General features: G+C 46.7%; 14 protein-coding genes. 3 read left to right on the forward strand and 11 right to left on the reverse strand.

Annotated elements, in window-relative coordinates; all coding sequences use genetic code 11:
- Positions 1-94: 94 nt before the first annotated feature.
- Positions 95-676 (reverse strand): xanthine phosphoribosyltransferase, encoded by a 582-nt coding sequence (locus tag MHI14_RS20645; protein WP_036609617.1) that lies wholly within the window; start codon positions 674-676, stop codon positions 95-97.
- A gap of 204 nt (positions 677-880) precedes the next feature.
- Between MHI14_RS20645 and MHI14_RS20650 the strand changes: the two genes are divergently transcribed.
- Entirely contained in the window at positions 881-1936 is a 1056-nt protein-coding gene (locus MHI14_RS20650; RefSeq protein WP_091032171.1) for a YkvI family membrane protein, read from the forward strand.
- Between the two features lie 135 nt (positions 1937-2071).
- Here the strand turns inward: MHI14_RS20650 and MHI14_RS20655 are convergent, their stop codons facing one another.
- The 6 genes from MHI14_RS20655 to MHI14_RS20680 form a co-directional block, all read right to left on the reverse strand.
- On the reverse strand, positions 2072-3202 hold the full coding sequence (locus MHI14_RS20655; protein WP_074094467.1) for a glycosyltransferase family 4 protein: 1131 nt from the start codon (positions 3200-3202) through the stop codon (positions 2072-2074).
- A gap of 261 nt (positions 3203-3463) precedes the next feature.
- Entirely contained in the window at positions 3464-4012 is a 549-nt protein-coding gene (locus MHI14_RS20660) for a GNAT family N-acetyltransferase (protein WP_133384247.1), read from the reverse strand.
- Between the two features lie 106 nt (positions 4013-4118).
- Complete coding sequence (locus MHI14_RS20665) at positions 4119-5159, reverse strand: hypothetical protein (protein WP_341131129.1); 1041 nt, start codon at positions 5157-5159, stop codon at positions 4119-4121.
- 97 nt (positions 5160-5256) lie between these two features.
- Positions 5257-6060 carry a Cof-type HAD-IIB family hydrolase gene (locus MHI14_RS20670; RefSeq protein ID WP_341131734.1) on the reverse strand — a complete coding sequence of 268 codons (804 nt, stop codon included), beginning with the start codon at positions 6058-6060 and terminating at the stop codon, positions 5257-5259.
- A gap of 267 nt (positions 6061-6327) precedes the next feature.
- Positions 6328-7074, reverse strand: a complete 747-nt coding sequence (locus MHI14_RS20675) for a pseudouridine synthase (protein ID WP_341131735.1) — start codon at positions 7072-7074, stop codon at positions 6328-6330.
- A gap of 5 nt (positions 7075-7079) precedes the next feature.
- Positions 7080-8777 (reverse strand): RsmB/NOP family class I SAM-dependent RNA methyltransferase, encoded by a 1698-nt coding sequence (locus tag MHI14_RS20680; RefSeq protein WP_341131130.1) that lies wholly within the window; start codon positions 8775-8777, stop codon positions 7080-7082.
- A 221-nt stretch (positions 8778-8998) separates the two neighbouring features.
- Here MHI14_RS20680 and MHI14_RS20685 point away from each other — a divergent pair, with 221 nt between their 5' ends.
- Positions 8999-9547: a thioredoxin family protein gene (locus tag MHI14_RS20685; protein WP_036609632.1), complete on the forward strand. Its 549-nt coding sequence runs from the start codon at positions 8999-9001 to the stop codon at positions 9545-9547.
- 218 nt (positions 9548-9765) lie between these two features.
- On the opposite strand, the gene MHI14_RS20690 is transcribed toward MHI14_RS20685, so the two are convergent.
- From MHI14_RS20690 to MHI14_RS20700, 3 genes are all read right to left on the reverse strand, one after another.
- A complete protein-coding gene (locus MHI14_RS20690) occupies positions 9766-10248 on the reverse strand; it encodes a DUF309 domain-containing protein (RefSeq protein WP_341131131.1) in 483 nt (160 codons plus the stop codon).
- Entirely contained in the window at positions 10235-11050 is an 816-nt protein-coding gene (locus MHI14_RS20695; RefSeq protein ID WP_091032183.1) for a GTP pyrophosphokinase, read from the reverse strand. The genes MHI14_RS20690 and MHI14_RS20695 overlap by 14 nt, the downstream gene beginning before the upstream one ends.
- Before the next feature lie 134 nt (positions 11051-11184).
- Positions 11185-12282, reverse strand: coding sequence for a quinone-dependent dihydroorotate dehydrogenase (locus tag MHI14_RS20700; RefSeq protein WP_133384241.1), 1098 nt, complete (start codon positions 12280-12282; stop codon positions 11185-11187).
- 254 nt (positions 12283-12536) lie between these two features.
- On the opposite strand from MHI14_RS20700, the gene MHI14_RS20705 reads away from it, so the two are divergent.
- On the forward strand, positions 12537-12674 hold the full coding sequence (locus MHI14_RS20705; RefSeq protein WP_017689367.1) for a hypothetical protein: 138 nt from the start codon (positions 12537-12539) through the stop codon (positions 12672-12674).
- A gap of 42 nt (positions 12675-12716) precedes the next feature.
- Here MHI14_RS20705 and MHI14_RS20710 read toward each other — a convergent pair whose 3' ends face one another.
- The gene (locus MHI14_RS20710) at positions 12717-14159 is read right to left on the reverse strand and encodes a L,D-transpeptidase family protein (RefSeq protein ID WP_341131132.1); all 1443 of its coding nucleotides are present in this window, start codon (positions 14157-14159) and stop codon (positions 12717-12719) included.
- Positions 14160-14199 lie beyond the last annotated feature (40 nt).

The raw sequence follows: 14199 nt of genomic DNA on the forward strand, positions 1-14199 counted from the left end.
GTTGCCTCCTCTCCCTAACATAACCCCATTATAAATGAAATCGGCGGTCATGCAAAGGCATAGTTCAAAAAATAGGCCCTATTCCTTTAAAATGTCACATTTCGTTATCGTCAAATTGTACCGTACCATCGTTCAGGGAACGAATGCGTACCAAGGCTTCCACCGGAATACCCTGTTCACGAATCGTGCGTGCCCCTGCCTGAAAACTTTTCTCGACCACAACGCCGAATCCGACAAGTTCCGCACCGGAACGCTCGATAATTTTGATGACGCCACGAGCGGCATCGCCATTGGCAATGATATCATCAATGAACAAAATACGGTCATTCTCATGAATGAACTCGCGGGATACCATAATGTCAGTTACAATTCCTTTGGTAAAGGACGGTACACGTTCACAGTAAGCATCAGGATCAGCCAGAAGTGTTTTTTTGCGACGGGCGAATACAAGTGGCACCCCAAGTTCATAGGCTGCGGCAAACGCAACCGGAATCCCTGAGGATTCTACCGTGATTACCCGAGTTACTCCACTTTCACGAAAACGGGCAGCGAACTCACGTCCCATCTCCATCGTTAATGCAGGATCAATCTGGTGGTTCAACAGACCATCCAGCTTTAATACTTGATCCGAGATAACCACACCTTCTTGTAAAATTCGTTGTTTCAATAATTCCATGATTTGACCTCCCAAGCCTATCCTATGAGGTAAAAGTATCATATATCTATCTATAAGTTCAAGCGAAATTGCCTGGGCGCTTTCCTTGGGACGCAATTCAAGCCAAAGCTCATTATCGATTGTCATGACTTTCGTGGGTCAAGCATACCTTGTACCATGGTACCCGCATGTCCAAACTAAACAGGGGCCTGAGAGGGGAAACACATGAAACAGGCATTTCGGGTGCTGCAGATCGCATTTACATACATCGGAACGGTTGTCGGAGCCGGCTTCGCTACAGGGCAGGAAATTTTGCAGTTTTTTACCCAGTATGGCAAATGGGCCACCGTCACCATAGGCTTATCCACCATGCTCTTTGTCTGGTTAGGTACCAAAATGATGCTGATCGCTCATGATACCGGGTCCCGCTCTTATGAGGATCTGAACAAACATTTATTCGGCCACAAGGCAGGCAAATGGATCACCTGGGTAACCCTTCTCATTCTCATTGGTGTGAACAGTGTCATGCTTGCCGGAGCAGGTTCCGTTTTTGTCGAACATCTGGGTTTGCATTATCAGACAGGTCTGATCGTCACACTTGTAGGGACATATCTGCTTCTCGGTCGGGGCATTCAGGCCATCCTACAAATGAATAGCATCGTCGTGCCCATGATGCTCCTGTTATCTCTGCTCATGATCACCAGTACGATCCATCATCCAGGTGCTTCCCGATTCATCACACTGACGACAGACTCAAACCCTATTCAAGTGTGGCTGTCTCCACTGTTGTATACTTCATTCAATCTGGTGTTGGCTCAAGCTGTTCTTGTGCCAGTAGGTAACCAGATTCGTAGTCGGAATGTGCTGAAGTGGGGTGGAGTTTTGGGTGGAATTGGCGTTGGTTTCATGCTGATGGCAGCTCATTTTGCCATGTCAGCTCAGATGCCCGGCATCATCCAATTCGAAATCCCGATGGGTAGTATTGCCTTTCAACTTGGATGGGCAGTGCAATCTGTATATGTATCCCTTATTTTCATGGAAATATTCAGTACCTTTGTAGCCGATATCTATGGAATGACCTTGCAACTGAGACAACATATACGCGTTCACCCCCGTTTCATTACATTAACCATTATGCTGTTGTGTTACTCACTCAGTCAGTTTGGATTCAGTTCCCTGCTATCCATCCTTTACCCCATCTTTGGAAGTATGGCATTAATCTGGGCTGCCAAATTGGTACTGAACCGCTGGGGCGCCTTTCGTAGACGCAACAATATATAAATCTCACGGTCCATGTGCTTCATGAATATGAGCATCCGTTTGCCTCATAACCACAAGTCACCGCGGTTACTCTTTCCTTAAACATGACAAAAAGCCGCTGTTTATCACAGCGGCTCGCACTTTTTGCCCTACGTTTTAGGCTTTGCTAGGAAACTGCAGATACATCTTTTTCAACTCATTGACCGATCTGCCGAGCGAGTAATGTGTCTTGGCTTTTTCACACGCTGAACGGGCAAGTTCATAACGATAAGCCGGGTCCAGCATCACCTTTTCAAGCGCTTCAGCCAATGCAGAAGGATCTTCTGCCGGTACAAGCAACCCATTGCTACCGTTCTCAATCTGTTCCGGTATACCACCTACATCCGTACCCACAAGGGCAAGACAACTCAGCGCCGCTTCAGCGAAGACGGAACCAAATGCTTCTGCCCGTGAAGGAAGTACAAAAATATCAAAGAATGGCATGAATTCCTCAGGGTGCAGTGTGTAACCATAGAAGATGGTCTCATTATAGATCCCCAATCGTTGTGCCAATTCTTCCAGATCAGGACGAATCGGTCCATCTCCAATAATATGTAACACATAATCATGACCTCGGCCCTTCAGTTCCGCACAAGCTTTGAAAAGAATATCCAACCCTTTTGCCGGAACAAGCCGACATACCGTGACCAGTTGTGGTATCGCATTATCATGAGGAATCGGCTTAAACCGCTTCTCATCAAATCCATTGGGAATCACACCGATGACATCAGGTTCCTTCACGTAGGGAGCCAGATAACGACGGAACGAATCCGACACCGTCAAGAGGCGCTCTGCCTGATGTTCCAGCTCACCATATATCGCAAGCAGGAATCGATGCTCGGGTCCATCCGTTTCAATGCGTCCATTAAGGATTAATTCTCGTTCATAACTAGAGTGAATCGTCTGAATGAGGGGTGTATCCGGGAAAACCGTTTTCATCGCAAGTCCTGCAATTGGGTGGTGTGCATGGATCAGATCATAGGGCTTCTGAATACGCAGTTTGGTCCACCAAAGATAATCACGATAGGTTTGAATATATTTTTGGACAACAGGACTATCCTGATATTCCGTCCAGTCAAACGTTTCGAACTGAACTTCCTCTCTGCCCTTGTTGCGAATTCGCTTTGGCAACGAGAACAGATCCATTTCCCACCTCGGGGTTGTAAATCTCTCTTGCATATACGGAATCATAGAGGATACACCTCCGGGCTGCTCCGGAGGAAAGAAAAGCGCCTGCAGCAATTTCACCGTTAGTTTCCCCCTTTCTAACTTACGTACTACTCTACTATCCATTATGACATAGGGAAGCCGGAACATCTATATTACGTAAGATAGTGCAAACTTTTGGCTATTTAAACCGCTCAATCAAAGCTACACTGATCAAGCTTTTGTTCACCAACTCGTATATACAACATATTCATGAAACGTGCCCCTCAGAAGCAAAAGCTTTAATCCAGCTGTTAACCGCTCGCGTTTGTCGTCAACATAATCATTGGGTATTCAGAATTCTCAGCTCAGTAGCTCCACGGGCTTCTCATATGTACTGTAACCATCTGTCTCTCCCAAAAAAGTATACCCGTTCCGCGCGTAAAAGGCGTTCAACGTTGCGTTGCTCGCTCCGCAATCTAACCGAACCGTATGTTTGCCTTCAAAATGTATGCCACTGCTGGACCATTGCAAAATGGACCGTCCCAGACCGCTCTGAGCATATTTTCTTCGAATCGCCAGCCGATGCAGATAAATTGCACCATCCTCGGGATGAGCTTTTGAACCCCAAAGATGAATATCCCAAGGGCTTGGCTGAACCAAAAGGATGACCATCCCCGCTACGTCCGCTCCTTTTTTAAATACAAACACATCTCCACGCCGAATCGCCCCTGCCGTATCATGAGAATCTTCCCCTTTAAGCAGAGCGTTCCATTGGGAAGAACCTTGGCTCTGTAACCATTCGGCTGTCTCCACCAGCAGCGACATCACATCGTCCGTATCTTCCGGCTTCGCCTGAACCGCTTGAAAACCATCGTTAATATATTCGCTACTGATCCTGAATGAGTGCATCATTGTTCTCCTCCGCTTCCTGATCTCTTTTAAACTAATGGTACTATACCGGGAAATGGATTTTTCGTCAAAATGAGAACAAAAAAAGGTAAAAGGCGGTTGCCCTTTACCCATCTATTCTGGCTTCATCAATAATCTGATTTCGATACAACATCGTCAGGTGCAAGGTATCAAACTCCATTTCCTTGTCCAACTCCTGCATCAACACTTCGACTAGGCTCTTTCGCTGAATGCTGGTACCAGGAACCTCGTAATCAATGTATCCCGTCAGATCGGATTGAGAAGTGTCTATTGTTGCTGTTCCCACAGGCAATCCACCTCGTTCCTGAAGAAACAGCTCATATACCCGGAACTCCCGATCCTTACGCTTCAACATGACATAACATGTTTCTTCAGCAGCTTCCAGCTCATCCAGACCCGATTCATCGGTATCCTCAAACTCCTCGGAGAAATCGCGATGTACCCACTCTAGCGTCTCAAGTTCGTTGCCCTGATGCCACATGCGGATCGTAATCGTATCGATGATATCTTCATCCAGCTCTCTGACCAGCAACTCTGCCGCAGCTTCCAATTGATTCTCTTCCGGCTCGTCATACCAGTGTATTTCACCTTGTACATCAGCGCCATATTGTTTCAAGGAAGCTTCTGCAAGTTCCTGCCCTTCGACATCATTGAATATATACGTCGATATACTGCGTCCCGCGCTTACCATTTCCATCTCCAGAACCTGATCCCGATCTTCATATGTAAACGATTCGGCTTGTGAAACAGGGATTACCTTACTTCCACTGCTGTCTATATCGTCATAGCTGCCTTCGTCATGATTCATATCTTCAGACGGCCACATTGTCTCTGACTCAGGCTTATGCAGAACCGAATGTAATGAGCCACAACTAACCAGCACTTCATAATATGCAGCTTCCAACGCATCTGCAAGAGAGCGGACATAGGCATGCACTTTTTCCACGATACGTTCCTCTGTACCATCTGGCAGAGACTCCTGCTCGATCTGAAGACTACCTGATAAACGATCTCCTTCTCTGTACACAAGAAAAAGTGAGCCTGCATATTGACCATTAACCATCACGTCCTGTACTTCTCCACCTGATGTCCGCAGGTCTGCAACCAATTCCACATCATAATTCATCACGTGTCCTCCTCCATTCCTAACGTTATTCTCTTAGGATGCCCCTGAGGACGGTAGATTATGAGGGAAGCGTGCATTTTAAGTATAAGATGTAGGATTAGACGGATAACACATATTTTTGGATTGCGTGTGCCACACCCTGCTCGTTATTGGAGAGTGTAACCTCGTTTGCAGCAGCTTTCACCTCGTCCGGTGAGTTATCCATGGCAATGCCTTTGCCCGCAAAGGTCAGCATCGTAATATCATTGAAGTAATTACCAATCGCCATAATCTCAGAAGGCATGATTCCTTTCGATTCGGCAAGCCTTTTCAGTGCAGCACCTTTGGACGCTTCGGGATGCATCAGATCAATAAAAAAGTCACCACTCCGTGTCATATAATAAGGCAGATTCCAGGTAGACCATTCCTGAAGCACTGCATCCATCTGTTCAATCGGACCAAATGCAGTGAATTTCGCCAGCGGTTCTGTCATGTCAACCCACTTGGGTAACTTCAGTGGCTCTGCCATAAAATTGTAATACATCTCACGCACCTGCAAACCCAAACCTTCCGGTTGATCCACATACAGACCAAAAGCCGTATTGATGTCAAAATGTACTCCATTAGTTCGACAGTAGGAGATGATCGGCTCCAGTCCTTGTCCATCTAAGGCAAAATGATGAACCACCTCACGGGTATCCACTTGCGCCGTTACGGCACCATTATGTGTAATCACATATCCATCCAGTCCCATCTGCTCCATAAAAGGAATCGTGTTGGCAGGACCTCTACCTGAACACAGAACGATCTCTGCTCCCTGACGGGAAGCTTTGATCAAGGTCTCCTGAGTCCATTCGGTTAGTTCATGATGATCATTCAGCAGTGTTCCATCTACATCAAGTGCAATTAATTTATAAGTCATTCTGGCTTCATCCTCATCTGTTAGTAGTCGCACCCACCCAAACCCTCCCTTCCGAGGGAGGGCCCCAGAGGGCTCTGCCCTCTGGACTCCCGTCTTGCTCACCGGTGTTAGGTCGGGTCTTGCTATGTCACGGTTGGCGTAGGAACGCTTGTTGCCGGGCACACCGCTGGTTAGCGGCGCTCCCGCCCAAGCTTAACCGGGACCATTACGGGCAGGGCTTCGCTCTCTGCCCGGCTCCCTGCTTCACTTCGTGAAGGTCGGGAGCTTTTACTTCCGCAGAAGGCTTAACTCGTCTGCGGTTAGTTCACGATAACTTCCGATAGCAAGATCGGAAGCTAGTTCAAGCTCACCCATGGCTACGCGTTTCAGATAGATCACTCGCTTGCCTACCGCCTGAAACATACGTTTTACCTGGTGAAACTTCCCTTCGTGAATAATAAGCGAGATCGACGAGATCGTGCCTTCTTCCGTTTCTTCCTGACCAAGTATGGTCAGTTCAGCAGGCAGCGTCTCATACCCATCATCCAGCTGTACACCATCTTTGAAACGTTGTATATCCTCTTCATCCACGTTTCCCAGAACACGAGCTTCATAGGTTTTGGGCACATGCTTGCGTGGAGATAACAGATCATGAGCAAGTGGACCATCATTTGTGAGAATGAGCAGTCCTTCCGTATCCTTATCCAGTCGTCCAACAGGAAACGGATTGAAGACCCGATCCTCTTTACGGAGCAAGTCCAACACCGTCTTATCTCTGTTATCCTCGGTAGCAGACACGACACCCGGAGGTTTATGCAGCATCAGATAGATCATCTCCCGATACACAATCCGCTCCCCATCGGCTTCAATGACGTTGACCTTGGGATTCACCTGTACACCACTGTCTTTCACCGCTTTGCCGTCCACATGGATTCTGCCTTGTTTCACCATCTTTTTGAGTTCACTTCGTGTTCCCACACCCATATGGCTTAATATTTTGTCCAGACGCAGCGTTTGTTTGCCTTTTCCACTCATACCAATCATACCGATGTCCACCTCCAGCCTGCCGGATATTCATTCTTCAGCACACCATCCAGCCATTTTCCCCAGCCAGCGGCATAACCATCTACACATACAAGAACGTACCCTTTGGCAAACGTATCCGCCTTGAGCACCACTCGTTTTTCTTCAATATTTAACGTTTCACCCTTGAGGTACCTCACGGCTTCGCCATCAGCGGACGACAGATTTACGCTACGCAATGCTTCAGATGCATTCAGAGCACATGCAAGCGGGTGGGACGGAACAAATCGCCCATTCTTGATCGTGCCCATAAACCAGCCTGGACGAATGACTTTCAGTCCCTCCAACCGAGCTGCACCAACCGAGGATTGATACACACGATCTCCATAACATACCGTTTCTCCAGTTAACTCAATCTCCAATTGTTCTTTCATAAATGAAGTGTAGATCGCAACCGGATCAATACTTGCCGGATCAGTTCCGCGTCCCTGACCCCGTTCCGATTTACGTCCACCGTGATCTTTACCTTTTTTGCTCTGTCTACCCGAATTCTTGCCGCCACCAGCCTGTCTGTCATGGGACTCTCGGGATTCAATTCGCAATAAACGTTCCTTTTTGCGATCAGCCTTGGTCATAGCAATTGAAGAAGCAGCAATAGAGTGATCCTTGTTCCCCTCTACTTCAATCCTGGACACATCCACGACCTGTCCATACTCCATTGCTCCTTCTTTAACTACTCCAGGTTGATCTGTTTCTATTCCTTGCCCTGCACGATGCTGCAACACAGCGACATAATGTCCCTCGCCTTCCAAAAGGTGAGGCCACAATCTTGCGGTGCCACGCGTTTGCCCCAGTACAGCTTCCGTCTCATCCGCCTTCTCAGGCATCATCTGACGAACCCATTCCGGACGTCCTGGAGCAAATCCTGTCTCTTCAGGAATGTAACTTATTACGAAATCACTGTTTACATTCAGGAACTCCGCAATCATCGCTTCGTTCTCCTCCGGCGCAAAAGTACATGTCGAATATACGATGGTTCCTCCCGGGGCTAGCAATCGTGCCGCAGTTTCAAGAATATCGCGCTGCATGAGCACACATTTTTCCACCGAATGATGTTCCCACGATTTCACCATGTCTTCATCCTTGCGGAACATGCCTTCACCTGAACAAGGCGCATCAATTAATACTTTGTCAAAATAATGAGGAAATGCATTTGCGATCCGCTCGGGCGACTCATTCAAAACAACGGCGTTACGCACCCCGTACAATTCCACGTTCTTGGCCAGCGCTTTCGTGCGTTCAGCATGGATATCGTTCGTGACAAGTACACCCTTGCCTTGCAGCTTTGCAGCAATCTGTGTCGTTTTTCCTCCCGGAGCAGCACACAGATCAAGCACGCGGTCTCCAGGCTCCACCTGCAATAACTCAACTGGAGCCATTGCACTTGGTTCCTGTATATAATACAGACCTGCATGATAATAAGGGTGCAACCCCGGTTTAACACCATGAGGTACATAGAATCCTGTCTCACACCACGGAATAGGTCTTAGGTCAAACGGAGCGATCTCATCGAATTGTTCCATCGATATTTTTAACGTATTCACTCTCAGTCCCGCATGAGGAGACTGTTCATAAGATTTCATAAATTGTTCAAACTCATCACCCAGCAAACTTTTCATTCGCTCAGCAAATATCAAAGGTAACTTTACACCCATATTCCCACTCATCCTGTCTTGGTAAGATTGCAATATCGTTTTATTTTATCATATCCAAGCTTTGCTTTCCTATCATATCGTATCTATTCCACTACAGCGTGTAATGTAGTATAATGGCAAGTAGATTGATTCCTGAGCAAAAATTCGGGTGTTTATGCATATTATCCCAACCTTTATTTTTGCCCAAACTATATTTCGATATGATCGATGGGGGATGTCCAATGAAATCCAAGAAGAAAAAGAAAAGTGCTGCGATCCTTATATTCCTGGGTATTTTAATCATTATGATTGCAGCACTGGTTGTCGTAGACCAGCAATCCAAGAAACAGATGGATTCAGTGGAAAATGCTTATGGAATCGCTGCTTCCAAGCTTAATCCAGCTACACGGGAGCTACTTAGTGATCCCAACTATCAACAAATTATTGTACCCACTGATCTCAAAGCCAAAATCGATAACAAAGACAGCTTTTTTGTTTATTTCTTTGCTTCCGACTGCTCGCATTGCCGTGCAACAACACCTCAGTTGATGCCACTGGTTGACAGTGAAGGTATTGAGCTTCCGCAGTTCAATCTGCGTGAATTCGAAGCAGGATGGACCGATTACAATATCGAGTTCACGCCTACACTCGTCTATTATGAGGCTGGTGTCGAGAAAGACCGTATGGTTGGCGGACTGAAAGAGAATGGCAGTGACCAAGGCTACACACTGGATGATTACAAACAATTTTTCCAAAAATATAAAGGTAGTGCCGCTCCTTCAGCAAGCTAACTGATAGATCAGTTTCCACAAGTATCTACAATCAGGCACTTGTATCACCAGACACTGTTCTGTTGAAGGACAGGCTGTGCCACCTGCAATCATCTGGATATGACGCAACATTCAAAAACACCCCGATCTTTCCCTTTACAGGAATCGTCGGGGTGTTTCATATACATGGAACTTCATATCCATGGGATGCTCATTTGGATGTTAACGCTGATAACAGCTTAACTTTTACCCTGATCCATCGCCTTCATCTTCTCTTCGTATATTCGCCCTCTGGTAGGACTCCGGCGTTGCGGAATATTAGGTTTTAGCTCAAGCGATCTTCTAGATATCTCCTGTTCTAAGACCTCATCAACAATTCGTATGGACAAATCCCTGTAAGTCACAGACTGAACATCTGATAGGGACAGTTCCTTCACGATTTCCTGTACATCCCGTACCAAAGTCCCAAGGTCAATGCCCAGAATTGTAGCAGGATAAGATTCCAGAAGATCAAGCGAGCTCTGTAACATCATCGTTCCTCCGCGGAGATTGCCATTCCGGAAGTGGTATAAACCAACCGCAATTTGCAACAACCCTTTATAGAGAGAATCCCGGTTACGTTCAAGCCACAATTCTTCCAGCACCTCATGGCACTCGAAATAATCCTGATCCCGATTGAAGTAGATTAAGTAGTCAATGTACAGTGGCTCATAGATGCTCATCCGGGTTTTCGCCCTTTCTGGCGTTGTTCAGAAGTTTCTTCACGTCATCGAGCAAGTCTTTGAGCCCTTCCATATCATGCCGTTCCCAGTAATCGTTAAATCGCTTCTGTGCTTCAATCGCTTCGCTGACAAGGTGGTAGAAGTACAATTGATGAATGATATTCAATGTTCTTGACACGATATTGGAATCATCCTCAAATGCCTTCTGCGCCTCCAAAATCTGTAGACGAATTGCAGACATCTCATTATCCAGTACAAAAGCGGCCTCAGCTGTTTTTTTCAGCCTGGCTCGCATGTCATCCGGTAAGCTCTCCCGAAATTTGTAACTCAGAGAATGTTCAATGGTAGCCCAGAAATTCATGGCAAGTGTCCGGATCTGAATCTCGGCCAATACGATCTTTTGTCCCAGAGCCGTCTGAACGGGATACTCAATAATCATATGGAAGCTGCGATAACCGCTCTCTTTGAAATTCGTAATATAATCTTTCTCAATGAGTACCGTGAGATCCTTGCGGCCTCGAATGTATTCGGCAACCCGACGGATATCGTCTACGAATTGGCACATGATACGGATACCTGCAATATCCTCAATGCCTGTCTCCACGTCATCAAGCGACACATTCAGTCGTCTGGATTTCTCCAGAATACTGGATATTTTTTTGACACGACCGGTAACGAATTCAATCGGGGCATACTCTTCCCGTTTTTTCAGCTCCGCCCGCATTGTCTTAAACTTGACTTTTAATTCCTCTACCGCTTGTTCATAAGGAAGTAAAAATGTACCCCAGTCTCTACCGTCCATGCTTATGCCTCCTGTCTCTATAGCGTCCCCTGTTCTATTCCATTATACATGATGTTTGGTGGGGGGAAGAGTCCCGAACCATTTTACGCTCTTCCATGCTTCTATATTTTCAATCCGGGGATCCACATTCCTTCTTAACGATGCTCCGCACCAACCGCTTCAGAGATATGACGATAACCGTCCTTGCGCAGTAACTCACGCAGACCGGCATGAATGCGCCGATTCACCTCAGGTCCTTCGTAGATTAATGCTGTATATATTTCGACCAGACTTGCTCCGGCTTTAATTTTCTCGTAAGCATCCTCACTTGTGAAAATACCACCTGAACCGATGATCGGAAGTTTGCCTTCAGTCTGACGATAGATCTGGCGAATAATCTCCGTAGAACGCTCACGCAGAGGTTTACCGCTCAGACCGCCAGTCTCTTTTGCATGTTGGTGGGAAAGTCCTGTACGACTGATGGTTGTGTTCGTTGCAATAATGCCAGCAACACCGCTGTCTGCAATTGTGCGAACCATATATTCAAGTTCCTGATCATTTACATCCGGTGCGATCTTCACCAGAACGGATTTGGTCGCTCCGCCCGCTCGTGCATGTTGCACGTTCATCTCGTTCATAACCGCAGCGAGCAGTTCCTTCAATTCATTCCCATGTTGCAGATTACGCAAATCCGGTGTATTTGGTGAACTGATATTAACCACGAACAGATCAGCATAATCGTATAATGCCTGAATGCACTTCGAATAGTCCAGGTGAGCTTCCTCATTAGACGTTGCCTTATTCTTGCCGATGTTAACAGCCACTGGAATACGCCGATCCTGTAGACGTGAAAGTTCTCCTGCCATCGCTTCCGCACCCAGATTGTTGAAGCCCATCCGGTTCACCAAAGCCTCATCTGGAGGCAAACGGAACAGCCGTGGTTGATCGTTACCTGGTTGTGCAAGTGGCGTCACGGTTCCCACTTCCATGAATCCAAACCCGATGGAAGAAAAGCCCGTTACGGCCTGTCCGTTTTTGTCAAGACCCGCAGCCAGACCAACAGGTGTAGGGAAATGACACCCAAACATGTCAACAGCCAGATCAGACGTTTCACGAACGCCGTACATCACACGCAGTCCGGAAGGAACCGGACGGATGCTGCCCATGCCACTAAGGCCGCCAATAATCAGATGATGGGCCTGTTCAGGGTCCATTTTGAACAACAAAGGTTTAGCAAGACTTCTGTATAACAAATCACTCACTCCGTTCTGTTCCGGTACGCCAAAAAGCCGTTTTCCGTCTTTTCATATGTAAAAAAACACTCTACACACAAGTCTATCTGTTTCTTATTAAAAAGGAAAGTAGTTTGCGCATAGACAGCACAAATCGAATAATACAAAATGCTCACAAGAAATCCACCCGCCCACTGGAAATGACGAGTTGAATTCTTTACAATGAGAGCATGGTTACTCTACACCAGTTCTATTCCAATAAGGAGGAATAACTCATGGCTCCCAAACGTAAACCACCTGCATTACAGCAAAAGAAAGAAGAAGTGAATCGCAAAGCCATTGCATGGACTGCAGCCAGTGTAGGCGGCTTGATCATCATCATTGGTGCTCTTATCATTATTGCCAACATGTAGATGATTCAGGCTGAATCCATCTGATTCTACATATCAAACAGATCAATTCAGCCAGTGATACGTTTTGTTCGGATTATTCTGCTTTGGAACAAGCGTATGCTGATAACGCTGCTTTGCTTCTGGAACAAGCGTCAGATCTGGCAGTACATCTTCTCCAATACGTACCGGAGTGCCTTGCGGAGCAAGAGCGAATAACTCTTCTACATCTCCTGTACGCATTCTCACACATCCAAGGGACTCATCCAGTCCGATACTGTCTGGCTCGCTGGTCCCATGGATGGCATAATTTGTATTCGAGAGCTGCATACCTCTGCTTCCAAACTCACCGTTCGAGCGCCCATTCGGATTGACCACTTTATCTGTAATGACAAATGAACCCTCCGGTGTTCGATCACCGCCAAGTCCCACATCATACATACGAACAATGGTATCCCCACTGATTAATGCAAGTTTATGTTTATCCTTATCAATGACAATCTCCAGCGGTTCCTGCAAAAAAGGCTGACCTCCCAGCGTATCTGCAAAAGCGGCATTTTTGCCTTGAGACAAATTCGAAGATGTTGAACCGCTCTCTTTACCATTTGAATCGCTCTTTCCTTCCTGTGCCTTTCCTTGATGCAAAGCTAACAGCTTCGGAAACATCTCGGTCATCCCTGGCGCAGTCTCTCCCAGAATATTATTTGGAAATGGCTGGGCCATTTGCGTTACACTCTTGGGCCAAGCGTCATTTTTTTTGCGATAGGCAACGATTGCACTTGATAATGATGCAGCGGCTTCCTGCTTGGCGGTCCACGCCAAGGCCATCTTTTTGATTTTCGGCGTAACTTCAGGAGGTTCACAGTTACATTGCTTGGCATCATAACTCTGTGCAGTTAATTTACCACTTGTATTAGTTTGTACTACGTATTTCACAGGCATATTTCGTTTCCATAAAGACCAGTCATCCGAGGTTTGCATACCCAGTACAGCCGAAGTCTCTACTTTTGGGCCAGACCCGGACCAGGCAGCTGCGAGAGCAGCCTCGCCATGGTTGCCTCCACCAAATGCCGCAGCGGTGAACACATTACTTGGTGGAATGGATGCGGTCCTAGCCTGTTGATCCGCTCCTACTGGGTCAGGGATTTCATCCGTGGATTCCAGTGCTGCTGACAGTGCATCGGCCGCTTCACGACTGAAACCCGGAGCGTCCGCAGGTGGCAGACCTGCCAGCACAAGCAGCATGAACAACGTAAGCCACATTTTGCGTCTACGTTGTTTTTTCTCTTTTTGCTCAGACATCTCCACCAATTTCTCCTGATAGTCCACCCAGATGTCAGCAGGAGCTTTACTGCGTTCAAATGCTTCGTAAACCTCGCCCGCTTGCTGAAAACAATAATTGGCTTTGGCCTCCTGTCCTTCGCCCAAGTACTCCTTTCCAAGCAAGTACCAAGCCATTTTATTGTCTGGATGTTTCTTGACATATGTTCTTAGATGAGTATTTTGCATCCGATCCTCCACTATTCACCTTTTTCCGTATATCATTATA

The sequence above is a fragment of the Paenibacillus sp. FSL K6-2393 genome, from assembly GCF_038002545.1.
GTDB lineage: Bacteria > Bacillota > Bacilli > Paenibacillales > Paenibacillaceae > Paenibacillus.